Here is a 24,517-nt window from a genome sequence, read left to right as displayed (position 1 = left end):
CTTTTCACTAATCACTCAATTCAATATGTCAGAAAAAAAACAACATTGGGAAACCGTTTTTACAACAAAAGCAGAAAATGAAGTAAGTTGGTATCAACAACAACCACAGACTTCTATTCAATTAATTCAAGCTTGTAAAGTGGCTAAAGATGCCAAAATAATAGATATTGGTGGTGGCGATAGTTATTTGATTGATAGTTTATTAGAATTAGGTTATACAAATTTATTTTTGCTCGATATTTCAGCAGCAGCAATTGAACGCGCTAAAAAAAGATTAGGAGAGAAAGTTCAGAATGTTACTTTTATAGTTTCCGATAGTTTACATTTTCAATCGGATGTAAAATTTGATGTTTGGCATGATAGAGCTTCTTTTCATTTTTTTACGGAGCCAACTGATATTGAACAATATAAAAAGAACGTTATTGAGAATACCACTCAAAAAGCACATTTAATTTTGGCAACATTCTCAGAAGATGGACCTTTAAAATGTAGTGGTTTGCCTATAACACAATATTCAGTTGAAAAAATGGAGACCGTTTTTGGGGAGGATTTCGAATTAGAAAATTGTTTTACCGAAGACCACGAAACACCTTTTGATACGGTTCAAAATTTCATTTTTTGTCACTACCAAAAAAAATAAAATATGCTTGAGAATTTATCAAAAACCATCGAATCCATTGTTAAAATTACAGTTTCCAAGGAACGAAAAGAAGTTTTGCAACCTTTAGTCGAATTCATTCAAAACAAAGTCAATTCGAACGAAGAAATTCGATTGAATTTTATTTGTACACATAATTCACGAAGAAGTCATTTGTCACAAATTTGGGCACAAACTATGGCGTTTCAATTCGGAATCAAGAATGTATTTTGTTATTCCGGAGGAACGGAAGCTACAGCTATGTTTCCAAAAGTAGGAGAAACTCTCGTTAAACAAGGTTTTCAAATTCAGCAATTAAGTCAAGAACAAAATCCAGTTTATGCGGTGAAATTCGATGATAATCAGTATCCAATAATTTGTTTTTCAAAAACGTATTTCGATGATTTTAATCCAAAGACAAACTTTGGAGCCATCATGACTTGTAATAACGCTGACGAAGGTTGTCCAATGGTTTTTGGAGCAGAAGCCAGATTTTCAATTAAATACGACGATCCAAAAGCGTTTGATGGAACAGATGTAATGAACGAAAAATACGCAGAACGCAGTTTACAAATTGCAAGTGAAATGTATTTTGTGTTTTCTCAAATAAAATAAATTATCAATCGTGTACATTGTGCCTTCTTAGTGCACTTTGTGGTTAAATACTATATTATGAAAAAAAGATTAGGATTTTTAGACCGCTTTTTAACTCTTTGGATTTTCATAGCTATGTTAATTGGAGTAGGAATAGGGTATTTTATTCCCAATTCAGCTGATTTTATCAATTCTTTTTCATCAGGAACTACCAATGTTCCGTTGGCATTTGGTTTGATTTTGATGATGTACCCGCCATTAACCAAAATAGATTTTTCTAAAGTGCCTCAAATGTTTGAAAAGCCGAAGTTATTATCCGCTTCGTTTTTCATTACTTGGATTGTAGGTCCGTTTTTAATGTTTTTATTAGCTACTTTCTTCTTAAAAGATTACCCAGAATACATGACGGGATTAATCATAATAGGTATTGCTCCATGTATTGCCATGGTAATCGTTTGGAACGAGTTAGCTGAAGGAAATCGTGAATTAACAGCAGGTTTAATCGGAATTAATAGCTTGTTACAAGTATTTTTCTTTAGTTTATATGCTTATTTTTATTTAACGGTAATGTTGCCATTTTTTGGAATTAAAGGTTTAGAATTAAATATTACTATTGCTGAAATTGCTAAAACGGTTGGAATTTATTTAGGTATTCCGTTTGCTTTGGCTGTAATAAGTCGTTTTGCAATCAAAAAGTATTTGGGTGATAAGTTTTTTAATCAAAAATTCATTCCGTTTGTTTCCCCAATAACACTGATTGCGCTATTATTCACCATTGTTGTAATGTTCAGCCTAAAAGGTGAAATGATAGTCGATTTACCAATGGATGTAGTTCGTATTGCCATTCCACTAGTCATTTTCTTTGCAATTATGTTTTTCTTAATGTTTTTTGTAGCTAAGAAAATTGGTGCAAATTACAAAGATTCGGTTGCGTTATCGTTTACCGCTGCAGGAAATAATTTTGAGTTGGCAATAGCTGTTTCTATTGGTGTTTTTGGAATTAATAGCGGACAAGCATTTGCAGGTGTTATTGGACCTTTAGTTGAAGTTCCTGCTTTGATTATATTGGTTAATGTGGCTTTTTGGTTAAGAAAAAAATATTTTAAATAAAAAAAGCGCTCTTAAATAGAGCGTTTTTTGCTTTATTCTTTAATCACTTTTATCGTTTTTTGCTGAGAATCAGTTTCTAAAACAATTAGGTAAATGCCACTTTCTAAACTGGATAAATCTAATGTGTTAGAAGTTGAATTTTCAAATGATTTTGTGTCGATTAATTGACCTAAAATACTATAAATACTCGCTTTAGTTAATGAAATATTATCCAAATGTAAAATATCTTTAACAGGATTTGGATAAAATACAAATGATTCAAAATTTGCAATATCAGCACTTAAAGTTGTAGTAATGTTGAATTGATAAGGGGTTTGATAATTAGTGTTAGTTGGATTTGTACTAGTAAGTTTTAAGAAATAATCACCTGGTGTCAAAGTTCTTGTAAAGCTTAGTGAAGACCCACTATTATTTTGTGCAGCTCCCACAGCAGTTCCGGCGGAATTTAAAATTGTCCCATTCATTGAAGTAGTCACTATACTACTTACAGAAACTGCAGCATTAACATTATCAGTAACCGTAAATTTATAAAAATCGTTATCCGATGCAACAGGATTTTGAACCGTTGTATACCCTATATAAGTTTTATTTGTTTCAATTCCGTATGCCAATTCTTTGAAATTTGGTTCATCTAAGCCTTGCATCATTTGGTAAGGATAGCCAGGAAGTTCTGTATGATTTTCAATTAAATCATAACCCGAATTAAAATAAAATATTTTGGCAGGATAGGTTAAAGAAGGATAATATTGATTAAGATTTGAAGATGGTTCAGCCACAACACCATCAGTAGTTATATTGCTTCCAAATGCATTTGTAATTCTTCCAATAACACATGAGAAATCAATCAAATTATCAATCGATTTTTGATTTAATCCTTGAATATTCTCACCAATAATTCCATTACAATTAATATCAACATTATAAAAATCAGGAGTATAAGAATTGTCATTCATATTGGAGCTATTTTGAATTTCTATGCCACCAAATAAAAAACGACCAGCTTCACCACTATAATAATAAGTAGTCTTTAAATCTCTAATAGCTTCAGATTGAGGACTAACACTAGTAAAAAATGCAATTGGATTATCACTCGCATTACTTCCACCATGCGGAGTACCAAGGGTTAATAATTTAGCAACATGATGTTGGTTATCAGCTTGCCAATTATAAGAATTTTGAATGTATTCTCTTGAGGCTAATCCGCCCATACTATGACCAACTAAAATAACTTTGTTTTTTCCAGTAATTTGCATAACTCTTTGAATTGCTACTTTTACAGCAGCTCCTTGTTTTGCAATTGCTGATTGATTACTTAAAACCGTAGTCCCCACTGCTCCATTTGGATTTACATTAAAATTAACATAGTAGTAATCTCCATCTTGTACTAATGATTCAAAAGCAGCTATGTCAGCTCCTGCAGTAGGATAAAAATTTTTATTTGTAGTAGTGTTATTATTGTCGGCATTCAAACAAAAATCAAATCGACCTCCAAAAGTAAACCCGTATTGAGTATCGTAATAATCGGTTGAAGCATTCCAAGTTTCTGAACTCGAATTTAACCCATGAATAAAAATTATGGGATAAGGCAATTTACTTACAAAAACTCTATTAGTTGTGTTTTGAATAGGTGTTTTAAGAGGAAAAATACTGTCATTACGGTATTCAAAATATTCAAATTCTGCAGGTCTCGGTTTAAACTCGATTCTTTCTGTTTGAGAAAAAACAATTGATGAAATAAATAAAAAGGCACAAGCTGCAATAAGAGTAATTTTATTCATACACACTTTTTTTGGACTAATTATGTGCAATATATAAATAAATTGTTAAATTACTATGAGTGCATATAATTTTTATGCAGTTTATTTGTTTAAATAAAAAAGCTTTACGCTGTAAGCATAAAGCTAGATAAATTGATTATTTCTGAAGTTTATTTATCGATAGAGCCCAAAACACGCTTCATAAAATCATTTAGAGCTGTTTTTTTATCAGTACCATTCTTAATAGCTTGATGCACTTCTAAAGCTCCATACATATTAGAAATTAACTCAGCAATAACATCCAATTCCTCATCTTTTAATGATGGAACTTCGCAAAGATTTTCTAATACTTCAATGGTTTCTACTATATAATCCTGATCGTTATCTTCAATAAATTGAGTTAACTGTTTTATTACGGGTAATTTCATTTGTTGAGTTTAAAAAGTTTATAAGGTTAAGAGTTTAAAAGTGTTTAGCTTTTAGTTTACAAGGATATATGATTAAGAATTTGAGAATGTTAAATACATTTCCTTTTAACCATATAAACTCTTAAACTTCTAAACAATAATCTTAAACTACTTCATTTACTAATTCTGCTAAAACTTCAGCTTTATTAGTTTGTGTTTGATTAACTAAAACACCATTTTTAAAAGTAGCAAACGTAGGTAAGTTATCTACTTTAGCTAATTTTCTCGATTCTGGAAATTTTTCTGCATCTACCATTACAAAAGGAACTGCTTCATTTTGTGAAGCCATCATTTTGAATTTTGGTTTCATAATGCGACAATTTCCACACCATGAAGCTGAATATTGTACTACCACTGTTTCATTTGATGCAACAATTTCAGCTAAATTATCTTGTTCTATTTCTGTAAACATTTTTTCTTAGTTTAAAGTTTAAAGTTTCAAGTTCCAAGTTCCAAGTTCCAAGTTAAATAACCTAAAACCTGAAACTTGAAACAAAATTATTAATGAGAAGCTAAATAAGCAGCTGTTGATTTTCTGTCAGCGTTCATTGCATCTTTTCCTTCTTCCCAGTTAGCAGGACAAACTTCACCTTTAGTTTGAACGTGAGTGTAAGCATCAATTAATCTTAAGTACTCATTTACGTTTCTTCCTAATGGCATATCATTAACGCTCTCGTGGAATACTTTTCCTTCTTCGTCAATTAAATAAGTAGCTCTAAAAGTTACATTAGAACCTTCTAAAATTTCATCGTTTAGGTTTTCATCATAAACCCATTCTGCATCTAAAATATCTAAAGCAGCTGATAAATTTCTTGTAGTGTCTGCTAAAAGAGGATAAGTTATTCCTTCAATACCACCGTTATCTTTTGGAGTGTTTAACCAAGCAAAGTGAACTTCATTTGTATCACAAGAAGCACCAATAACCATAGTGTTTCTTTTTTCAAATTCTCCTAATGCTGCTTGGAAAGCATGTAATTCTGTTGGGCAAACAAATGTGAAATCTTTTGGATACCAAAATAATACTACTTTTTTCTTGTTTTTTGTAGCTTCTTCTAATACATTAATTCTTAAATTATCTCCCATGAAAGAGATTGCATCTACTGTAATGTTTGGGAATTTTTTTCCTACTAAAGCCATAATTTTATTATTTTAATTGTTATTAATTTTCTGATGCAAATTTACTAATAAAAAAACCATAACTATAGTTAAGTCATGGTTAATTTTTATTTTAATATAAGTTTTGTTTATAGTTTTTTAATTCTTTATTTCTGAAATCAATTGTTTGATTTTTATATTAAAAGCAGCAAATAGTAAAGTCATAATAGGGCTTAAGATATTAAAAAACGCATAGGGTAGATAATCAAAAGTGCTAACTCCTAATGTTCCTGCTTGATAAGCTCCGCAAGTATTCCACGGAATTAAAACCGATGTAACAGTTCCTGAATCTTCTAAAGTTCTACTTAAGTTTTCAGGAGCTAAACCTTTATTTTTATAAGCTTTTGCAAACATTTTACCTGGTACAACAATAGCTAAGTATTGGTCAGAAGCTGTGATGTTTAAAGCTAAGCAGCTTCCCACAGTAGATGCAAATAACCCAAAAGTGCTGTGCGCTAATTTTAACAAAGTTTCGCTAATTTTTGACAATGCTCCAATGGCATCCATAATTCCTCCAAACACCATTGCACATAGTATTAACCAAATGGTAGGTAACATTTTTGCCATTCCTCCCGAAGTAAATAAATCAATTAATGTTTTATTTTCTGTTGGAACTGCTACTTTAGTGGTGATAGCTTCCATAACTCCTTTGTAGGCAGATTTGAATGTTAAACTATCTGCCCCTGCAATTTGAGTGATTATTTCTGGTTGGAAAATAATAGCAAAAATTCCTGCTAATAAAGTTCCCACCAATAGTGCCACCAAAGGTTCTGTCTTTTTTACGATAAGACCAATAACAATTATAGGGACTAAAAATAATACGGGAGTAACATTAAAACTGGCGGTTATTGAGTTTAACAATTCATCCGTATTAGCATCTCCGCTAACCTCAACAGAAAGTCCTAAAATGATAAATAAAATTAAAGAGAAAATATACGTTGGGATGGTTGTATAGGTCATATAACGAATATGGGTAAACAAATCTGTTCCTGCCATAACAGGGGCAAGGTTTGTAGTATCTGACATAGGTGATAATTTATCTCCAAAATAAGCACCAGAAATAACTGCTCCAGCTACCATTCCTAAATCAAAACCTAAAGCACCACCAATTCCTATTAGTGCAATACCAACTGTTGCAGAAGTAGTCCACGAACTACCAGTTGCAATAGAAATTACAGAACAAATAATTAAGGTAGCTGGTAAAAAGATAGCCGGACTTAATATTTGTAAACCATAATAAATCATCGATGGAATAATGCCACTTACCATCCAAGTTCCTGCTAATGCACCAACCATTAATAAAATTAAGATAGCGCCAGCAGTAGATTTGATGTTTTCAGCTACTTCATCAATCATTGTTTTGTAAGAAACTTTGTTTAAAAATCCCATAATTGCAGCTACAGCACCACCTAAAAGTAATACAAATTGATTACTCCCGCCCAAAGCACTATCGCCAAAGACATAAACATTGAAAGCCAACATTCCAATTAAAGCAAATACAGGAATTAGGGCTTCCCATATATTTAACTCTTTATTTTTTTTGATTTTTATATCCATTTAGTTTTGTTTGAGCTTGCAATATAAAAAAAGGAAAGTATATCGCAAAGTTTCGTTAAAATAAAAATCCGATTCATTGCTAAATCGGATTTATTAGAATTTATAAATAAGGAATTATAAAACTCCTAACTCTATCATACATTGTTTCATCATTTGATACGTTCTTTCAATATCGTTATCTAAACCTATTGAAAAACGAATTAATCCATCGGTTAAGCCCATTTCAGCTTGTTCTTCTAATGGAATTTCTGATGAAGTTGAAGTTCCGGGAGCACTGAATAACGTTTTGTAAAAACCTAAACTTACTGCTAAATACCCTAAGTTTCTTTCTTGCATTAATTCCATTAAAGCATTGGCTTTATCTAAACTTCCTACGTCAATTGTCATCATTCCACCAAAACCGTACTCTTGATTAATCATAGTTTTGTAAATTTCATGACTTTGGTGACTTTTTAATCCTGGGTAAACCGTTTTAATTCCGTCTGCTTCAAATTTTGTTGCCAAATACATTGCATTGTGGCTGTGTTGTTTCATTCTGATGTGTAACGTTCTTAAGTTTTTCATTACTGAAGCCGAACGCAAACTGTCCATTGTTGGACCTAAAAGCATACTTGCTCCATCGTTTACATTTTTCAAACTGTTAATGAATTCTTGAGAAGCACAAACCACGCCACCAACTGTATCGCTACTTCCGTTGATGTATTTCGTTAACGAGTGAATCACGATATCAGCACCTAATTTCGCAGGAGCAACAGATAAAGGTGAGAATGTATTGTCAACTACTAATTTGATATTATGTTTTTTGGCAATTTTAGCTAATGAAGCTATATCAGCCACTTCTAATAGAGGATTACTTACGGTTTCGCAGTATAAAACTTTTGTGTTAGGAGTAATAGCTGCTTCAACTACGTCTAATTTTGTGATATCCACAAAGGTAGTTTTAATACCCATTCTTGGAACAAAATTTTTCAAGAAAGCATAAGTTCCACCGTAAATGGTTCTACTTGAAACGATGTGATCGCCGTTACCACATAATTGTAAAAGAGTAGGAGTAATAGCGCCCATTCCAGAAGCAGCCACATTAGCCGATTCTGTTCCTTCCATTGCTGCAAGCGCTTTATCTAAATATAAATTACTTGGAGAAGAATGACGTGAATATAAGTAACAACCTTCAGCATTTCCTTCGAAAGTATCGAACATAGTTTTAGCTGAAAGGAAAGTATAAGTTGAACTATCTGAAATCGATGGGTTTACACCACCAAATTCTCCGAAATATTGTAAATCTTGTATACGATCTGCCGGATTGAATTTTTCCATAATTTTAAAGTTTAGTTGTTTATTTTAAACCAAATTTATTTATATACAATTTATTTTTCAATACATGATATTTAAAATAGTTTTTTATTCTAAATTAAGTTAAAGTTGTAGTTTTTATTTCTGTTATTTATTCGTTTTAGTTACATTTGCTGACAACTAAAAACTAACAACACAACTGACAATGGACACAATCGACAAAAAACTTTTAGGTTTTCTACAGGAAGACACTAAAAAGACAACTAAGGAGCTTTCCTTATTATTAAATCTATCCGTAACAGCGGTTTACGAACGTATTAAAAAATTAGAGAGAGAAGGAGTAATCACCAAATACGTAGCGCTTTTAGACCGAATTAAATTAGATAAATCCTTCGTAGTTTTTTGCCACATCAAGCTAAATCAACACACCAAAGATTACATTACAACATTTGAAAATGAAGTAGTGAAGTTAACCGAAGTTTCAGAATGTTATCACGTAAGTGGTGATTACGACTATATTTTAAAAGTGAACGTTAAAGACATGGAAGAATACCGTGAGTTCATGGTTACGAAGCTTACAGGTTTACAACATATAGGAAGTACGCACAGTTCTTTTATGATTGGAGAAGTAAAATATACGACAGCTTTTACTTTAAATTAAGCTATAATAATTTACCAAAAAACTAACGAAGAATTAATTCAAAAAGCGTTACTTTTGTATCCGAATTTAAGTCAAACAACAAACTTTATATACAATCATGAGTCAATTTGATGTAACCGTTATTGGTTCTGGCCCTGGAGGATATGTTGCGGCTATCCGTTGTGCCCAATTAGGTTTTAAAACAGCTATTATTGAAAAATATTCAACTCTTGGAGGAACGTGTTTAAATGTAGGATGTATTCCATCAAAAGCATTATTAGCATCTTCTCATCATTATGAAGAGTTACAACACTTTGCTGATCACGGAATTGAAGTTTCAGGTGATGTAAAAGTGAATTTAGAAAAAATGATTGCTCGCAAACAAGCAGTTGTAGATCAAACTTCGGGTGGTGTAAAATTCTTAATGGATAAAAACAACATCACGGTTTTCAATGGAGTAGGTTCGTTTGAAAGCGCTACTTCTGTAAAAGTAACTAAAGCTGATGGTTCATCTGAAATCATTGAAACTAAAAATACAATCATTGCAACAGGTTCTAAACCATCTAGCTTACCATTTATCAAATTAGATAAGGAAAGAATCATTACTTCTACTGAAGCTTTAAAACTAAAAGAAGTTCCAAAGCACTTAGTAATTATTGGTGGTGGTGTTATCGGAATCGAATTAGGTCAAGTATATTTACGTTTAGGAGCGCAAGTTTCTGTAGTAGAATTCATGGACAGAATTATTCCAGGAATGGACGCAGCATTGTCAAAAGAATTGACTAAAGTATTGAAAAAACAAGGAATGAAATTCTACACGTCTCACAAAGTGCAATCAGTTGAAAGAACTGGAGATGTTGTAACGGTAAAAGCAGAAAATGCTAAAGGAGAAATCATCACGTTAGAAGGTGATTATTCATTAGTTTCTGTAGGTCGTCGTCCTTATACAGATGGATTAAACGCAGAAAAAGCAGGAGTAAAAGTTACCGATAGAGGTCAGATTGAAGTAAACGATCATTTACAAACTTCAGCTTCTAATATTTATGCAATTGGTGATGTAGTTCGTGGAGCAATGTTAGCGCACAAAGCGGAAGAAGAAGGAGTAATGGTTGCTGAAATTTTAGCTGGACAAAAGCCACATATCGATTATAATTTAATTCCAGGCGTAGTGTACACTTGGCCAGAAGTTGCGGCTGTTGGTAAAACAGAAGAGCAATTAAAAGCAGAAGGTGTAGCGTACAAAGCAGGAAGTTTCCCATTCAAAGCTTTAGGAAGAGCAAGAGCAGGAGGAGATACAGACGGATTTGTAAAAATCTTAGCAGATGCTAAAACAGATGAAGTTTTAGGAGTTCACATGATTGGAGCAAGATGTGCTGATTTAATCGCAGAAGCTGTTACAGCAATGGAATTCAGAGCAAGTGCAGAAGATATTTCAAGAATGTCTCACGCACACCCAACATTTGCAGAAGCTATCAAAGAAGCAGCACTAGCAGCAACAGATAACAGAGCATTACACGTGTAATTGATTAATTCATAATAAATGAAAATCCCAAATTCTATAAGAGTTTGGGATTTTTTATTTGATTTTTATTTTAAATTATGGTTTTACAATTTCTTTGTAGCTATCCCAATTTGCATAAATTAAAAATACATTGGCAAATAAAATTGCTGCCGCCATTGGAATATCTGTTCCAGTTACAACAGTATGAATTAGGAAAATATTAATACTTATCGGAAGCAAAATTATAGTTCCTAATCTAACAAATTTACCACTAACTAACATTAATCCAGCTAATAATTCAATAGCTTTTGCTACAGGAAAAATGTATTTTGAAGCCATAAATCCAGCCATTAAAGTAGCCAAATCTCCAGTTGGTTCAGGTTGTTCTCCCATAAGGTTGAAAAAATAAGAAATAGAAGCAAAAAGCATCATAGCTCCTAACAGTACACGAACAATAATAGTTGCAATTTTCATAATTTGAATAGTTTTTGGTTAGTTATTTCAAATTTAGTAAAAAAAATCACCTTTTACTATCCCATTCTTTTTCAAATAAATCGATATATTTAGCATATTGAGATCCTTTTTCTGCATAAGATCTAGTTATTTTTGCCCATTCATCAAATTTAACTTTATTTTTTGCTAAAAAATATCCTTGAGCCATGTTTAATGCCATTTCCGATTTTTCAAAATTATTATCCGATAGACTAATTCCTTTTTGATAAGTTTTCTCTGCCATGTCTAATTTGTTTTGTTTAGAATATGCAAAACCTAATTCTCTATAAAAATAATAGTTTTTAGCATCGTTTTTTAGAGCTTTTTCTAGTATAGGAATAGCCTTATCATACTGCCCTAGATGATTATAAGCATAAGCAAGTTCAAATTCCAAACCTTTATGATGTGGTTCTTTGTTATAAGCTTTATTTAAATAAATTAATGCTTTCTCACAAGCCCCAACATGATTAAAATGATATCCTAATTTTTTTAAGTTTTCAACAGAATCTTCTGAAAATTTATAATGACTTAACCACTCAGGTTCTTTTGTTAAATTTAGCTCTGCCATTTTTTTATCGTTCAATACCGCCATTTTAACAATGTTGGGATTGTCTAATCTCTTTTTTGTCATTTGATGCGCTGGCTGTGCATCACCGATATACTTTTTATTTTTATCAATATAAAAACTTCCTCCTAGATGAAATGTAATACCAGCAGTAATATCCATATAAATAAAACCATAAGTGTAAATTGTATCTGTTGATTTTTTGGGTAACACAACCCATTTATTTACGGCATCATAAAAATTGGTTTCAAATTTAAGTTCGCTGTTTTCTTGAGCATTAGCATTAGTTAAAAATATTATACTCAGGCAAATGATAAATAGTTTTTTCATAAATAAAATATTAGTATTTCAAATATATGAAAAACCATCAGTTTACTGATGGTTTTTTCTTACTTTTTCAAAAACTTTTTATATCCCAACAATCCTAAAAACACAATTAAGGCAAATGGCCAAAGCACTACAACAAACGAAACAATATGTTCCAACATAAACCAACCCGTTTTTACACTGTCCCAAATTTGTAACCCAATATTTGGTCGATAAGCATTGATGCTTTTTTCATTAGCCACCATTTCTTGTTTGATGCTTTCATCTTGGTAAATGTTTAGCGTTAAAGTACTAAAATTCACTTGGTCTTGTAACGATAAATTCTGCAATTTTGAAGCGTCATTTTGTTCTTTTTTAGCGTCTAAGGTTTCTTCTGCTTTTACAACTTGATTTAACTTTTTTCCTTTTGAATCTATAGCGTTTTCTAAACGTTTTTCAGAAGAATTGCTTCTTTTTTGCGCTAATTCATTAGATAACATTTGTAAGGAAACGTCATCAGCTTTGATAATGCGATAATCTAAAAAATGAATTTGCTTCGCAATGGTTTTAATCACCGTATCCATTTTGGTATTCGGAACACGAATCGTGATGTTGTTATCTACTTTATATTTGGTTGTTACTAAAGTACTATCCTGACTCACTTTGGTTCGGTCTTCGCTGTGAATGTTACTTTGAAGATTGGTATAGGTTACAAATCCACCAAATTTCGTAGTTGCATCTTCAATCGCATAAGTCGATTTGGCGACATTCTTGACTTTAAATTTCACATCGGCGGTTCGAACAAATTTTCGATTGCTGTTTTTGTTTTCAACGGCTGCGGAAGAAGAAATAACGCTTGTGCTATCGGTTGCAACATTTTCTGAATAATCTGCTGATTCTTCTGCAACTCTTTCTTTACAAGACAAGACTAAGCCAAGAGCTAGCAAAGTCAATACGATTTTGGTGTTTTTGTTCATAAAAATTCATTTTTAAAGTTATTGATTAATTGTTTTTAATACGTGTAGTTTTAGAATCAATACAAATGAATTTTTAATTGGGTTAGTGGTTGAGGCAAGAATAAAAACCGTGCCAAATTTTAACATTTGAACCATTTTCCAACAACTATTTTTTTGTTGTACTTTTACGAAGTAAATTTTCTAATTTGAGAACAGTAATTACAAAAGATATTTCCCAGTTTCCCGATTTTAAAAACCAACTTTTGCATTGGGCTAACCGACACAGAGAAGTTGTTTTTTTAGATTCGAATCAGTATCATCAAAAGTATTCGAGTTATGATACGGTTTTGGCGGTGGAAGCTTTTACTTCGATTAAAACCGATTACGAAAATGCGTTTCAAGATTTGTATCAGTACCAAAGTCAAACGAAAGATTGGTTGTTTGGTTACTTATCCTACGATTTAAAAAATGATACCGAAGATTTACATTCCAACAATTTTGACGGATTAGAATTCCCAGATTTATTCTTCTTTCAACCTAAAAAGTTGTTTTTAATCAAAGAAAATCAAGTCGAAATTAAATATTTACGAATGTGTGATGACGAAATAGAAACTGATTTCGAAGAAATCATTTCAACAACATCCCTCACCCATAATCCCTCATCCATCAATATAAAACAAAGAATCTCAAAAGAAAACTACCTTTCCAAAGTTTCCAAAATGCTCGAACACATTCACCGTGGCGACATTTACGAAGCTAATTTTTGCATGGAATTTTATGCCGAAAAGGCTCAAATCGAACCCTTGGAAATTTATCAAAAACTAAATGCTATTTCCGAACCGCCATTTGCGGTGTATTTCAAGAATAATTTTCACTATTTACTTTCCGCTTCACCTGAACGATATTTGCGAAAAGAAGGTTTAAAAGTCATTTCTCAACCTATAAAAGGCACTGCCAAAAGGAGTTTCGATTTAGAGCAAGACGAACAATTAAAATCCGATTTAGCTCAAAACGAAAAAGAGCGTTCAGAAAACATCATGATTGTCGATTTAGTCCGAAACGATTTATCGCACACCGCTACAAAAGGAAGCGTTCAAGTAGAAGAATTGTGCCAAATTTATACGTTTAAGCAAGTGCACCAAATGATTTCGACCATAGTTTCGGAAGTAGAAAATACAACTTCGCCAATCGAGATTCTTAGAACTACTTTTCCAATGGGAAGCATGACAGGAGCACCAAAGATTTCGGCCATGCAAATCATTGAAGCATTAGAAGAAACCAAACGCGGATTATACAGTGGAGCAGTAGGCTATTTTACTCCAACTGGAGATTTCGATTTTAATGTGGTTATTCGAAGTATTTTATACAATTCCCAAAATCAGTATTTATCTTTTTCCGTAGGAAGTGCTGTAACTTCTCAAGCAATTCCTGAAAATGAATACGAGGAGTGTCTGTTGAAAGCAAAAGCGATGTTTGAGGTGCTGCAATCCAAATAATTCCTTATTTTTGGTCATGCTTACAAAATTCCAACATCATATTACAACAAATTTCCCGCAACTAAAAGACAAGAAATTACTTTTGGCTGTTAGTGGTGGTATAGATAGTATGGTTTTGTTGGATTTGTTTTATAAGTTGAGGTTTGACATTTGCGTGGTACATTGCAATTTTCAATTGCGTGGAAAAGAGAGTAATGGAGATGAAATGTTAGTAAAGGAAATTTGTCAAGATAGGTATATTCCATATTTTATTGAGTCGTTTGATACGCTCGAATTTGCTAAAGAAAATAAACTTTCCATTCAACTAGCTGCTCGAAAGTTACGTTACGATTGGTTTCAAGAAATTATTTCACTTGGATTTGATTATGTTTTAACCGCGCATCATTTGGATGACAATGTCGAAACGTTTTTAATCAATTTCATTAGAGGAACAGGTTTAGAGGGGTTAACGGGAATTCCAGCTCAAAATGGAAACATTATTCGTCCTTTGTTGCCGTTTTCAAGAGAAGAAATTGAGAATTATGCCAATGAAAATAGAATTCAATGGAGAGAAGATTCAAGTAATGCTTCGGATAAATATTTTAGAAATAAATTACGTCACGACATTGTTCCTCTTTTAAAAGAATTAAATACAGGATTTTTAGATTCCTTTCAAAATACTTTATATCATTTGCATCAAGCGGAATCTCTGGTTGACGATGCTTCTAATTTGGTATATGAAAAAGTTGTTGCAGTAAAAGAAAATCATTTAGAAATTCATTTGAAACCATTGCTTGAATTTCAAAATTATAAAGCTTATTTGTACCAATGGCTTAAGAATTATGGTTTTTCGGCTTGGAATGATATTTATGATTTGGTCGAAGCGCAATCAGGAAAACAAGTATTTTCTGAATCGCATATTTTATTGAAAGACCGAGAGAAATTAATCCTTTCGGAAAGAAAATCAAAAGATAAAGAAGAAGTTTTCCTCATTGAATCAACAGAAAGTAAAGTTAATTTTCCCTTAAAACTTATATTTTCAAGGTTTTCAGGGGGTATAGATGCAAATTCAAGTTGTATATTTGTGGACGAAGATAAAGTCAAATTTCCGTTAACAATTAGAAAATGGCAAGAAGGCGATTATTTTTATCCGTCAGGAATGAATGGAAAAAAGAAATTGAGTAAATATTTCAAAGATGAGAAATATTCACTTTTAGATAAAGAAAATCAATGGTTGTTATGTTCAGAAGACCAAATTGTTTGGGTAATTGGAAAAAGAGCAGACAATCGTTTTATGGCAACAGAAACAACCCAACAAATTATAAAAATAGACTTAGCCCAATGAAAAAAATAGTATTAGTATTTGCCTTATTGTTTTCCTTCATAGGATATTCACAAATCTTTAATCCAGTAAAATGGTCTTCTAAAATTGAACAAAAGTCAGAAAATGAATTTGTATTAGTTATGGAAGCTGCCATTGAAAATGAATGGCATTTATATTCACAATTTACCCCTGAAGGTGGTTCGCAACCTACAGTTTTTACTTTTAAAGATTCCAATGGTAATTATCAATTGATTGGAAAAACATCTGAAAGTCCATATAAAAAAGTATTTAATGATATTTTTGAAGTAGATGAATACTATTTTGCAAAAAAGGCTACTTTCAAGCAAACAATAAAAGTTACTAATGCCAAATTAAAAACAATAAAAGTATATGTAGAGTATCAAGTGTGCAAAGAGCAATGTATTCAAGGGGATTATACTTTTACGTTTAATTTGCCGGAGATTAAAACTGCAGCAATTGAAACAAGTGCTAATGAAGAAATAGTTTCACCAACTACTAATTTAGATTCAACAGCTGTAGTAAGTGAAGTTTCAACAAAAACGATAAAAGAAGCTAAAACATCATCAGCACCTAAAGAAGAGAAAAAAGGATTATGGACAATTTTCTTTTTGGCTTTCTTTGGAGGATTTGCAGCATTGTTAACACCATGTGTTTTCCCAATGATTCCTATGACGGTGAGTTTCTTTGCCAAACAAAGTAAAACAAAAGCAGAAGGAAAGAAAAATGCCATTTTATACGGAGTTTCAATAATTTTAATTTATGTGATTCTTGGTTCATTAGTAACAGGAATTTTCGGTGCAGATTCATTAAATGCATTATCAACAAACGTTTGGTTTAACTTAATTTTCTTTGGATTATTAGTGATTTTTGCAGCATCTTTCTTAGGAGCCTTCGAAATTGTTTTACCTAATTCGTGGGCAAATAAAGTTGACCAACAAGCCGATAGAGGTGGTTTTGTAGGAATCTTATTTATGGCATTGGCTTTAGCTATTGTTTCATTTTCTTGTACAGGACCAATTGTTGGAACATTATTAGTAGAGGCAGCGTCTAAAGGAGGTTTAGCACCAATCATTGGAATGTTAGGATTCTCATCAGCTCTAGCATTACCATTTATGTTATTCGCGATGTTCCCAGGCTGGATGAACTCTTTACCCAAATCAGGAGGTTGGTTAAATACAGTTAAAGTTTCATTAGGGTTTTTAGAATTAGCATTAGCATTTAAATTTTTATCGAATGCTGATTTAGTAGTTCAAGCACATTTATTGGAAAGAGAAGTATTTTTAGCTATTTGGATTGCTATTTTTGGAGCTTGGGCTTTATATTTATTTGGAAAATTAACTTTACCTCATGACAGTCCAATGACACATTTGTCTGTGGGAAGACTATTCATGGCAATTTTAGTTACCATTTTCACTATTTATTTAATTCCAGGATTATGGGGTGCTCCATTGAAAATTATTTCAGGCTTTCCACCACCAATGACGTATAGCGAAAGTCCAAGTGGTATTAGCACATCGGGAGGAAATTCAAAATCAGCAATAGATTTACCAGAACACGCACATTTTGGTCCACACGGAATTATTGCTTTTCACGATTATGAAGACGGTTTAGCGTATGCTAAAAAAGTTGGTAAACCTATTTTATTAGATTTCACGGGGCATGCTTGTGTGAATTGTAGAAAAATGGAAGATTTTGTTTGGTCGAAGCCAGAAATTTTATCTATTTTAAAAGATCAAGTAGTTTTAGTTTCTCTTTTTGTTGATGACAAACGTGAATTACCAAAAGAGGAACAATACATATCCAAAGAAACTGGTAAAGAAATTATAACCATTGGAAACAAATGGAGCGATTATCAAATTACTCGATATAAAAATAATGCACAACCTTATTACATTGTTCTAGATAGTGATGGAAATGATATTTCTCAGCAAATTGGCTACACTCCTGATGTTGATGAATACAAAAAATGGTTAGAAGAAGGAATAAAGAATTTTAAAAAGTAATTTTTTAATAGAATAAAAATTCCACTAATTGATACTCAAAGTATTGTTATTAGTGGAATTTTTCATTTGTTTAATCTTCAGTTTCTAATTCAAAGATTTCCTCTACTGTTTTTCTGAAGTATTGAGCTAATTTTAAAGCTAAAACAGTTGAAGGAACATATTTTCCCTTTTCCATGGCATTTATGGTTTGTCGACTCACGGAAATTTGTTTTGCTAATTCTTCTTGAGAAATATTTTTTATAGCTCGTAAGACTTTTAAGTTATTCTTCATCGCTATTTAGTTTATTAAATTTGTAAATCATATAATGAAAACGAATAATAAAAAATAGAAGTGAAGAAATCATAAAGAAAATCATCACATTAAAATATACCATTCCAAATACAAAAAGTGTAGTCAAAATCATTAAAACAATATTGAAATAGGTAGCCCAAACCAAACTTGCATAACGAATATGAGTAATCATTTCATCTTCATTTTTCGTTTTTGAAAATCCAACAAGTAAACCTCCAAGTAAGCAAATTACTAATAAAAGTTCATCTAGCATTCCATTCTTAGTCATTTTAAAAAAGCCATTTCCTGATTGCAAAATAAATCCATCATCATATATGGCAAAGGTATTTATCTCTAAGAAATTATCCATAGTGGCTCCCGTTGTCCATAAATAAGTAGTTATGACAATGGGAAGAAGAAAAAGAACCCAGCCTATTGTTTTCCAAGAATTAGGAAATAAGAAATTTGTTTTCATTTTTTTAGTATTTAATAAAATTAGTTTTCAAATGTAAAATATATTTTACATAATGACAAGTAAAATTTACAAAAAGTTTATTTTGTTTTACATTTTGTACTAATTATTTTTTTTCTATATTTGCATCATTATAAGCCATTAAAATAGTATAAGCCATGTTAGTAAAAGTATTCGGAAGCGCCGTTTTTGGCGTTGAAGCCACAACCATTACAGTAGAAGTAAACACAGAAAAAGGAATCGGTTATCATTTAGTTGGTCTTCCAGATTCCGCGATCAAAGAAAGCAGTTTTCGCATAGCTGCAGCACTCAAAAATAATTCCTATCAATTTCCCGGTAAAAAAATCATTGTAAATATGGCGCCTGCCGATTTACGAAAAGAAGGTTCTGCTTATGATTTAACCATTGCGGTTGGAATTTTAGCTGCTTCTTCCCAAATTACCTCTAAAGAAATTGAAAATTACATCATAATGGGCGAATTATCGCTCGATGGAACTTTACAACCTATAAAAGGAGCTTTGTCAATTGCTATTAAAGCAAAAGAAGAAGGATTTAAAGGGGTAATTATACCTATTCAGAACGTTAAAGAAGCGGCTATTGTTGAAGATTTAGATGTTTACGGAGTTTCTAACGTTACCGAAGTAATTGAATTTTTTGAAGGAAAGGGAAATCTTGAGCCCACAAGAATTGATACCACAGAAGAATTTTCAAAAACGCTTAACTTCCCTGAATACGATTTTGCTGATGTCAAAGGTCATAAAAATCAAAATATAATCTACTGATATATAATGTTTTAATGGATGATTAAATTAAAAGTGTCTTATTAGTGTCTTATTTATTAACAATTTGTATTATTAAAGTATGGCTTTTACAAATGAAGAAGTAGTAAAAATGCAGTCTATATTTAAGCATCTAGAACCTAGAACAATTGAAAGTATTCAAGAGTTCAGAGCTGATGTAAAATTTAGATTAGCTGCCACCATTGGGTTAAAGAATCCAAAGAACCAATATGTTTATATCTATCAATACTTTCAAAACTTATCACCTGCAAGAAAGAAGATATTAGATAAAAGAAAAAAAGAAATTCCATATCCATTATACTATGTTGAACTTGAAAACAACTTCATTTGTATTGGTTGGAAATGGGAAAAAATTGAAAAGACCAAGTAATTAAACCTGGTCTTTTCGTACAATAATAACGTCAAATTTCTTTGATGTGATTAATACAAAATTACTATATAAAATCCACTCTACCAAAAACTCACATTTCATAGAAAATATATACTATAAGTCTTCAGCTCAACAGTTGAAGCTCTAAGAAAAAAAAATATTTACTATGAGATTATTCATCACACAAACTGCACTTAAAAATTATGTTATAAAGGAAACAATAAAGCTTACAGATTGTTTCATTAGCATTAATAGATATTTGATTTTTAATTATCCAATATTTATTGTTAGAAAGAAAAAACTTCTAAAGGGAACCAGTATATAATAATATATACTGAGTGATATAATATTTTTTGTTTTTAGGAAAGAGGCTATCTGTTTTAAGATAGTCTCTTTTTTTATAGGGACTTCACTGCAATTAATATATACAATAAACAACTTGTTTAAGTAATGTATAAAAGTATTGATGATTTAGTAGTAGATAATTCTTTGTGGTTAAAGTACTCATTAAATATCAGCAGAAATAAAAATTTAGCAGATGAAATGTTATCTGATATGTATGTAAACATAATCAGTATAAAACAAAAAAATCCAAATAAAACCTTTTCTAAATCATACATATACAAAACATTAGAAAACTGCCACTTGAAATTACTATACCAAATAAATCAGATAGATTTTGAAAGTGGTAAATCAATAGAATATGTAGTTGATGAACAAGATAATGAAGATGAAATTGATGCTTATGACTTCTACAATTATACACTTCAATACCTGAGTGAAACTTATGATAGAAATGACTGGTTTCATAAAACAATATTCAAGTATGTAATGATAGATGGTATGAGTATAAGAGAACTATCTAGACAAAGTAAAATACACTTTAACATTCTACAAAGTTCTATCCAATCAACTAAAAAAAAGTTGATAGAAAATTATAAGAAATGAAATGAAAAACAAGATTGAAGGAATAGGGGATGTTGTTAAAACAATAACTAATGCACTGGGAATTGAAACTTGTGATGCTTGTGAAGAAAGAAGAAAGAAATGGAATGAGATGTTTCCGTTCACTAAACAAGCAGGAGAACTAAGTGAAAATGATATTGCTTTTCTAAAACGTATCAGATTCCTAAATACAATTGGTTCAGAAGATATTAACTACATATTCGATTTACATAATCGAGTGTTTAATAGAAGAGCTAAACCCTGTCATTGTTCCGGTATTATTATCGAGATGAGGGATAAACTATGGAATGTTTATATAGCAAACCACTCAAAAAATATAGATGAAAACTGATGCAAGAACTACAACACTTAAACATACAAAAAGATGACCCTTGTTTACATCTTACGCTTTTGAAGTACTACTACAACTTTATCCAGTTCTATAAGCAAGAAGAAAATAAACCTACTGATGTACTTCACTTTGATTTTGGTAAAGAAACATACTCAATACAATATTCAACACTTCAAGATAAAGCTTATCAGGAATCAATTGAGCTAAAAAATAAATGGGGTATAGATGATAGTGAATCAAACGACTATAAAATATAATGTTGAAAATGACTATGCTAACCATCAATGGATTCTTTCCTATGGTGAAGTAACAAGAGTAATAGACTTCTTAAAATCAGAAGATGATATTCTAAAAGTTATGCAAGAAATGATAGCTGAACATAGAGATAATCAGCTCAAAAAATTAATCAATGATGATGAAAATAATTAAAAATCTATGGAGCAATAGAAAGCTATTAGGGTTCACAATTCTTAATGCTATACTATTCACAATAATCAACCTAATCAAGTTTGGTTTACAATCTTCATTTATGTGGGTGTTAGGTTATTTTTTAGTAGAAAGCTTCTTAAATCAACCCTATGTAAGTTATATAAACTTCTTTGCTTATTTCTTTCTATTGAAAATCTCAATCACAATACTAGATAGCAAAAAATCAAAATAATAAAACAAGATTATATAATATGAACATTCTTGAATACAAACTTATTTATCACAAAGGTGGATTTATTCTGTATAGAAAATTCATCAGTAAAAATAGAATAAAGGTCAACATAAAACTCTTTTATATGGTCAACCTTATAACATTCTACAAAGATGAAGCAATCTATTCATTAAATGATAAAGTAACCTTAAATGCTCTCATTTCAAGTTACAAGGCTGTAATTGATAATTACAACTATAAAACAAAATTAAGTAAACACAATGCTAGATGAAAATGGTAAAAAAATAGATGGTAGAAAATTCAATAAGGGTCATGTAGGTAAAGCAGGTAGAAAACCAAGTACTTATAAATCACCGCTAATGGAGGAACTTGAGAAAGGTGATAAAGATATTATTCCAATAATAATTGAAGAAGCAAAGAAAGGTAATAAAGACTTCATAAAACTTTGGGCTTCATACCGATTTGGTAACCCAACTGTAATAGAAAAAGACACTTCAATTAGTGCAGGTTCAATCTCCCACAAAGAACTATTTGATAAATTAAAATACGACTTTGAAGATGGTGATGATGATAACTTCTTTGATGAAGATTAAAAATTAGTCCAATGATAATTGAAACTTCATAAAAAGTATGAACCATTTATTAAACACAATGGTAGATTCAGTATAATCACTGGTGGTAGGGGTAGTGGTAAATCCTTTGCAGTATCTCAATTCATAATTAAACTAACATTTGAAGAGGGTCATAAGATTCAAATGCTTAGAAGAAATAGAAATGCTTCAGATGATTCTACAATTGCTCTTGTACACAAAATGATTAGTGATTTAGAGTTAGATGATTTCTTTGTTATCTACAAAAACTCAATCACAAATAAACTCTCAGGTTCACAAATAATATTTGATGGTGTAACCGCAAACAATAAAGAAGCAACCGCAAGAAATAAAGGTAAAGCAGGTTTTACCACTATTGTTTTTGAAGAAGCAGAAGAGTTTACAGATGCTTCTGAATTTAATAAAATAAACCTTGGTCTTAGAGAGGATGATAAAGACCTTAGAATAATTCTACTTCTAAATCCAACAACAAAAGAACACTGGATATATAAAAGATTCTTTGCAAAAGCAGGTGTTAATGCAGGTTTCAATGGTGTAAAAGATGGAGTTTGTTATGTTCATACAACTTATCTCGATATAAAAAAACACCTAAATAAATCAACCATTAAAGAAATAGAATGGTTCAAAGTAAATGACCCTGATTATTACCAACACGCTATACTTGGTGGGTGGTTAGAAAAGTCAGAAGGTGCAATTTTTAAGAACTGGGAATACGGCCAGTTTCCTGATGAACAAGATACTTATTTCGGTGCTGACTGGGGATATTCAAATGACCCGGCAACTCTAATAGAAGTTTTTGTAAACAAAACTGATAGAGTAATTTATCTTAAAGAACATCTTTATAAGAAAGGATTAAGTTCATACATACTTGCAAATATTTTTAAGTCAAGAGCAGGTGATAAATTAATATTTGCTGATTCTGCTGATGGTAGATTAATAGATGAAATAAAATCCTATGGAGTAAATATCAAAAGATGTACAAAAGGTAGAGATTCTATAAAAAATGATATTGCTTTAATACAAGATTATAAACTTATAGTTGATAACGCTTCAAAGAATTTAGCAATAGAATTAGATAACTATGAGTGGAACACAAGAACAGAAAAACCAGTTGATAAATACAACCACTTAATGGATGCTATGAGATATGTATTGAAAGAATTAATTAACCCAAATAAACATTCCGGAGTGTATCACTTTTATTAAAAGAATATCCGGATCTGTCCGAACTTGTTTGAATGTTTTATAAAGCAAAAAGGTCTCACTATTAAAATGAGACCTCTTTTTTTACCTTTTTAGATAACCATCTACAATTACCTCACAATACATATTATCATCTAAAATTTTATCATAAACTTCACTATAAGTTCTACCAGTCTTTGATGCAATTTCTTCTATATAATCACAAAAAGAAGCATCATTCATTAAATCCATTAAATCATATACTTTACTCATACTAATTTTTTATACCAATTTTATCTGAAAACTCTTTTTGAACCTCAATAGCTCTATCAATATCAAGAACCATCTTAATATAGTTTCTATCATAATCAACAACCTTAAATCCAAATTTTGAATAGAATTTTACAGCCTTAACCATATCCACATTTTTTTTATTCGCACCCAAACCAACATTAGGTAAAACCTCTAAATTAATGTAAGGAACTTGTGAAGTAGATTTAATAGTTTCTACTAATACATTCAAGAAACTAATCATTGTTAATGTTCCAATTCCTGAACCAGTATTACTAACATTAAATCTATTAATGTAAATTCCTCCCTCTTCATTAGGTATTAATGTGATGTTTGAAACATTCATTACTCTAATCATAAATGATGATGTATCAATTACTCTGTAATGATTATCCATCTCAACCATAGACATAAAATTTTCATTATATTCACCAGTTATAACACCCAAACCATAATACTTTTTGAACTCTTCTATAAATGATTTATAAAAATCATTATCAACCACTTTTGTAAATCTAAAGGGCTTTTTGTCAAAACCTCTTTTAATCATCTCTTTAATAGTTTTTTTATACAAACTATTCTCTCTTACTTTTCTTTTTTGCTTATAGCTAATCATTTTGAATTATTATTAATAAATTAATGTATTAATTGAGAAATGCGCATCTATTTGTTTAATACATTGCAAAAATACTATCAAATGATACCTAAA

27 protein-coding genes and 1 pseudogene are annotated in these 24,517 nt (G+C 31.0%); 15 read left to right on the top strand and 13 right to left on the bottom strand.

From position 1 onward, the window contains the following. Positions 1-25 precede the first annotated feature (25 nt). Genes V7P59_RS05715 through arsB form a run of 3 tightly spaced genes read left to right on the top strand, consistent with a single transcriptional unit; the run spans position 26 to position 2,341 of the window. Entirely contained in the window at positions 26-640 is a 615-nt protein-coding gene (locus V7P59_RS05715; protein WP_333809193.1) for a class I SAM-dependent methyltransferase, read from the top strand. A 3-nt stretch (positions 641-643) separates the two neighbouring features. Then, on the top strand, positions 644-1,252 hold the full coding sequence (locus tag V7P59_RS05710; protein WP_333809192.1) for an arsenate-mycothiol transferase ArsC: 609 nt from the start codon (positions 644-646) through the stop codon (positions 1,250-1,252). A gap of 57 nt (positions 1,253-1,309) precedes the next feature. Then, positions 1,310-2,341: an ACR3 family arsenite efflux transporter gene (gene arsB, locus V7P59_RS05705; protein ID WP_333809191.1), complete on the top strand. Its 1,032-nt coding sequence runs from the start codon at positions 1,310-1,312 to the stop codon at positions 2,339-2,341. A 32-nt stretch (positions 2,342-2,373) separates the two neighbouring features. Here the strand turns inward: arsB and V7P59_RS05700 are convergent, their stop codons facing one another. From V7P59_RS05700 to V7P59_RS05675, 6 genes are all read right to left on the bottom strand, one after another. Beyond that, positions 2,374-4,119, bottom strand: a complete 1,746-nt coding sequence (locus tag V7P59_RS05700; RefSeq protein ID WP_333809190.1) for an alpha/beta fold hydrolase — start codon at positions 4,117-4,119, stop codon at positions 2,374-2,376. A gap of 149 nt (positions 4,120-4,268) precedes the next feature. Beyond that, positions 4,269-4,526, bottom strand: a complete 258-nt coding sequence (locus tag V7P59_RS05695; protein WP_333809189.1) for a DUF6952 family protein — start codon at positions 4,524-4,526, stop codon at positions 4,269-4,271. A 142-nt stretch (positions 4,527-4,668) separates the two neighbouring features. Continuing rightward, complete coding sequence (locus tag V7P59_RS05690; RefSeq protein WP_291106965.1) at positions 4,669-4,977, bottom strand: thioredoxin family protein; 309 nt, start codon at positions 4,975-4,977, stop codon at positions 4,669-4,671. A gap of 89 nt (positions 4,978-5,066) precedes the next feature. Beyond that, complete coding sequence (locus V7P59_RS05685) at positions 5,067-5,702, bottom strand: peroxiredoxin (protein ID WP_333809188.1); 636 nt, start codon at positions 5,700-5,702, stop codon at positions 5,067-5,069. A gap of 117 nt (positions 5,703-5,819) precedes the next feature. After that, positions 5,820-7,277, bottom strand: a complete 1,458-nt coding sequence (gene nhaC / locus V7P59_RS05680) for a Na+/H+ antiporter NhaC (protein WP_333809187.1) — start codon at positions 7,275-7,277, stop codon at positions 5,820-5,822. A 114-nt stretch (positions 7,278-7,391) separates the two neighbouring features. Continuing rightward, complete coding sequence (locus tag V7P59_RS05675) at positions 7,392-8,594, bottom strand: aminotransferase class I/II-fold pyridoxal phosphate-dependent enzyme (protein ID WP_333809186.1); 1,203 nt, start codon at positions 8,592-8,594, stop codon at positions 7,392-7,394. 175 nt (positions 8,595-8,769) lie between these two features. Between V7P59_RS05675 and V7P59_RS05670 the strand changes: the two genes are divergently transcribed. Together V7P59_RS05670 and lpdA are read left to right on the top strand one after the other, a co-directional pair. Continuing rightward, positions 8,770-9,231: an Lrp/AsnC family transcriptional regulator gene (locus V7P59_RS05670; protein ID WP_333809202.1), complete on the top strand. Its 462-nt coding sequence runs from the start codon at positions 8,770-8,772 to the stop codon at positions 9,229-9,231. Between the two features lie 97 nt (positions 9,232-9,328). Further along, positions 9,329-10,732, top strand: a complete 1,404-nt coding sequence (lpdA, locus tag V7P59_RS05665; RefSeq protein WP_333809185.1) for a dihydrolipoyl dehydrogenase — start codon at positions 9,329-9,331, stop codon at positions 10,730-10,732. Positions 10,733-10,807: 75 nt separating this feature from the next. Here lpdA and V7P59_RS05660 read toward each other — a convergent pair whose 3' ends face one another. The 3 genes from V7P59_RS05660 to V7P59_RS05650 are packed head-to-tail and all read right to left on the bottom strand — an operon-like array spanning position 10,808 to position 13,051. Next, positions 10,808-11,185 (bottom strand): DoxX family membrane protein, encoded by a 378-nt coding sequence (locus V7P59_RS05660; RefSeq protein WP_333809184.1) that lies wholly within the window; start codon positions 11,183-11,185, stop codon positions 10,808-10,810. A 46-nt stretch (positions 11,186-11,231) separates the two neighbouring features. Beyond that, positions 11,232-12,098, bottom strand: a complete 867-nt coding sequence (locus tag V7P59_RS05655; RefSeq protein WP_333809183.1) for a tetratricopeptide repeat protein — start codon at positions 12,096-12,098, stop codon at positions 11,232-11,234. Positions 12,099-12,157: 59 nt separating this feature from the next. Then, positions 12,158-13,051 carry a DUF4349 domain-containing protein gene (locus V7P59_RS05650; RefSeq protein ID WP_333809182.1) on the bottom strand — a complete coding sequence of 298 codons (894 nt, stop codon included), beginning with the start codon at positions 13,049-13,051 and terminating at the stop codon, positions 12,158-12,160. Between the two features lie 185 nt (positions 13,052-13,236). Between V7P59_RS05650 and V7P59_RS05645 the strand changes: the two genes are divergently transcribed. From V7P59_RS05645 to V7P59_RS05635, 3 genes are read left to right on the top strand one after another with little or no spacing between them, the layout of a single operon-like run. After that, on the top strand, positions 13,237-14,526 hold the full coding sequence (locus V7P59_RS05645) for an anthranilate synthase component I family protein (protein WP_333809181.1): 1,290 nt from the start codon (positions 13,237-13,239) through the stop codon (positions 14,524-14,526). Between the two features lie 16 nt (positions 14,527-14,542). Next, complete coding sequence (gene tilS / locus V7P59_RS05640; RefSeq protein WP_333809180.1) at positions 14,543-15,850, top strand: tRNA lysidine(34) synthetase TilS; 1,308 nt, start codon at positions 14,543-14,545, stop codon at positions 15,848-15,850. Next, positions 15,847-17,853 carry a protein-disulfide reductase DsbD family protein gene (locus V7P59_RS05635; RefSeq protein ID WP_333809179.1) on the top strand — a complete coding sequence of 669 codons (2,007 nt, stop codon included), beginning with the start codon at positions 15,847-15,849 and terminating at the stop codon, positions 17,851-17,853. Before tilS ends, V7P59_RS05635 begins: the two co-directional genes overlap by 4 nt. A 70-nt stretch (positions 17,854-17,923) precedes the next feature. On the opposite strand, the gene V7P59_RS05630 is transcribed toward V7P59_RS05635, so the two are convergent. Both V7P59_RS05630 and V7P59_RS05625 read right to left on the bottom strand, forming a co-directional pair. Then, positions 17,924-18,124, bottom strand: a complete 201-nt coding sequence (locus V7P59_RS05630) for a helix-turn-helix transcriptional regulator (protein ID WP_333809178.1) — start codon at positions 18,122-18,124, stop codon at positions 17,924-17,926. After that, entirely contained in the window at positions 18,114-18,599 is a 486-nt protein-coding gene (locus tag V7P59_RS05625) for a hypothetical protein (RefSeq protein ID WP_333809177.1), read from the bottom strand. Before V7P59_RS05625 ends, V7P59_RS05630 begins: the two co-directional genes overlap by 11 nt. A 155-nt stretch (positions 18,600-18,754) precedes the next feature. Here V7P59_RS05625 and V7P59_RS05620 point away from each other — a divergent pair. The 7 genes and pseudogenes from V7P59_RS05620 to V7P59_RS05590 form a co-directional block, all read left to right on the top strand. Continuing rightward, a pseudogene (locus V7P59_RS05620) lies at positions 18,755-19,360 on the top strand (magnesium chelatase domain-containing protein); the annotation flags it as partial. 97 nt (positions 19,361-19,457) lie between these two features. Further along, on the top strand, positions 19,458-19,766 hold the full coding sequence (locus tag V7P59_RS05615) for a hypothetical protein (RefSeq protein ID WP_333809176.1): 309 nt from the start codon (positions 19,458-19,460) through the stop codon (positions 19,764-19,766). A 450-nt stretch (positions 19,767-20,216) separates the two neighbouring features. Next, entirely contained in the window at positions 20,217-20,714 is a 498-nt protein-coding gene (locus V7P59_RS05610; protein WP_333809175.1) for a hypothetical protein, read from the top strand. A 1-nt stretch (position 20,715) separates the two neighbouring features. Then, the gene (locus V7P59_RS05605; RefSeq protein WP_333809174.1) at positions 20,716-21,063 is read left to right on the top strand and encodes a hypothetical protein; all 348 of its coding nucleotides are present in this window, start codon (positions 20,716-20,718) and stop codon (positions 21,061-21,063) included. 225 nt (positions 21,064-21,288) lie between these two features. Beyond that, positions 21,289-21,492, top strand: coding sequence for a hypothetical protein (locus tag V7P59_RS05600; protein WP_333809173.1), 204 nt, complete (start codon positions 21,289-21,291; stop codon positions 21,490-21,492). A gap of 492 nt (positions 21,493-21,984) precedes the next feature. Next, the gene (locus V7P59_RS05595) at positions 21,985-22,317 is read left to right on the top strand and encodes a hypothetical protein (protein ID WP_333809172.1); all 333 of its coding nucleotides are present in this window, start codon (positions 21,985-21,987) and stop codon (positions 22,315-22,317) included. 18 nt (positions 22,318-22,335) lie between these two features. Continuing rightward, positions 22,336-23,541: a PBSX family phage terminase large subunit gene (locus V7P59_RS05590; protein WP_333809171.1), complete on the top strand. Its 1,206-nt coding sequence runs from the start codon at positions 22,336-22,338 to the stop codon at positions 23,539-23,541. Between the two features lie 81 nt (positions 23,542-23,622). Here the strand turns inward: V7P59_RS05590 and V7P59_RS05585 are convergent, their stop codons facing one another. After that, positions 23,623-23,790 carry a hypothetical protein gene (locus V7P59_RS05585; protein WP_333809170.1) on the bottom strand — a complete coding sequence of 56 codons (168 nt, stop codon included), beginning with the start codon at positions 23,788-23,790 and terminating at the stop codon, positions 23,623-23,625. 1 nt (position 23,791) lies between these two features. Continuing rightward, positions 23,792-24,424, bottom strand: a complete 633-nt coding sequence (locus V7P59_RS05580) for a hypothetical protein (protein WP_333809169.1) — start codon at positions 24,422-24,424, stop codon at positions 23,792-23,794. Between the last annotated feature and the right edge of the window lie 93 nt (positions 24,425-24,517).

Origin of the sequence: Flavobacterium sp., assembly GCF_036782315.1 — a bacterium.
Taxonomy (GTDB): Bacteria; Bacteroidota; Bacteroidia; order Flavobacteriales; family Flavobacteriaceae; genus Flavobacterium.
This window is presented reverse-complemented; position numbering and strand designations above follow the sequence as displayed.

Coding starts and splice junctions, on each gene's coding strand:
- V7P59_RS05715 (WP_333809193.1), top strand. CDS start 26: ATGTCAGAAAAAAAACAACATTGGGAAACCGTTTTTACAACAAAAGCA.
- V7P59_RS05710 (WP_333809192.1), top strand. CDS start 644: ATGCTTGAGAATTTATCAAAAACCATCGAATCCATTGTTAAAATTACA.
- arsB (WP_333809191.1), top strand. CDS start 1,310: ATGAAAAAAAGATTAGGATTTTTAGACCGCTTTTTAACTCTTTGGATT.
- V7P59_RS05700 (WP_333809190.1), bottom strand. CDS start 4,119: ATGAATAAAATTACTCTTATTGCAGCTTGTGCCTTTTTATTTATTTCA.
- V7P59_RS05695 (WP_333809189.1), bottom strand. CDS start 4,526: ATGAAATTACCCGTAATAAAACAGTTAACTCAATTTATTGAAGATAAC.
- V7P59_RS05690 (WP_291106965.1), bottom strand. CDS start 4,977: ATGTTTACAGAAATAGAACAAGATAATTTAGCTGAAATTGTTGCATCA.
- V7P59_RS05685 (WP_333809188.1), bottom strand. CDS start 5,702: ATGGCTTTAGTAGGAAAAAAATTCCCAAACATTACAGTAGATGCAATC.
- nhaC (WP_333809187.1), bottom strand. CDS start 7,277: ATGGATATAAAAATCAAAAAAAATAAAGAGTTAAATATATGGGAAGCC.
- V7P59_RS05675 (WP_333809186.1), bottom strand. CDS start 8,594: ATGGAAAAATTCAATCCGGCAGATCGTATACAAGATTTACAATATTTC.
- lpdA (WP_333809185.1), top strand. CDS start 9,329: ATGAGTCAATTTGATGTAACCGTTATTGGTTCTGGCCCTGGAGGATAT.
- V7P59_RS05660 (WP_333809184.1), bottom strand. CDS start 11,185: ATGAAAATTGCAACTATTATTGTTCGTGTACTGTTAGGAGCTATGATG.
- V7P59_RS05655 (WP_333809183.1), bottom strand. CDS start 12,098: ATGAAAAAACTATTTATCATTTGCCTGAGTATAATATTTTTAACTAAT.
- V7P59_RS05650 (WP_333809182.1), bottom strand. CDS start 13,051: ATGAACAAAAACACCAAAATCGTATTGACTTTGCTAGCTCTTGGCTTA.
- tilS (WP_333809180.1), top strand. CDS start 14,543: ATGCTTACAAAATTCCAACATCATATTACAACAAATTTCCCGCAACTA.
- V7P59_RS05635 (WP_333809179.1), top strand. CDS start 15,847: ATGAAAAAAATAGTATTAGTATTTGCCTTATTGTTTTCCTTCATAGGA.
- V7P59_RS05630 (WP_333809178.1), bottom strand. CDS start 18,124: ATGAAGAATAACTTAAAAGTCTTACGAGCTATAAAAAATATTTCTCAA.
- V7P59_RS05625 (WP_333809177.1), bottom strand. CDS start 18,599: ATGAAAACAAATTTCTTATTTCCTAATTCTTGGAAAACAATAGGCTGG.
- V7P59_RS05615 (WP_333809176.1), top strand. CDS start 19,458: ATGGCTTTTACAAATGAAGAAGTAGTAAAAATGCAGTCTATATTTAAG.
- V7P59_RS05610 (WP_333809175.1), top strand. CDS start 20,217: ATGTATAAAAGTATTGATGATTTAGTAGTAGATAATTCTTTGTGGTTA.
- V7P59_RS05605 (WP_333809174.1), top strand. CDS start 20,716: ATGAAAAACAAGATTGAAGGAATAGGGGATGTTGTTAAAACAATAACT.
- V7P59_RS05600 (WP_333809173.1), top strand. CDS start 21,289: ATGATAGTGAATCAAACGACTATAAAATATAATGTTGAAAATGACTAT.
- V7P59_RS05595 (WP_333809172.1), top strand. CDS start 21,985: ATGCTAGATGAAAATGGTAAAAAAATAGATGGTAGAAAATTCAATAAG.
- V7P59_RS05585 (WP_333809170.1), bottom strand. CDS start 23,790: ATGAGTAAAGTATATGATTTAATGGATTTAATGAATGATGCTTCTTTT.
- V7P59_RS05580 (WP_333809169.1), bottom strand. CDS start 24,424: ATGATTAGCTATAAGCAAAAAAGAAAAGTAAGAGAGAATAGTTTGTAT.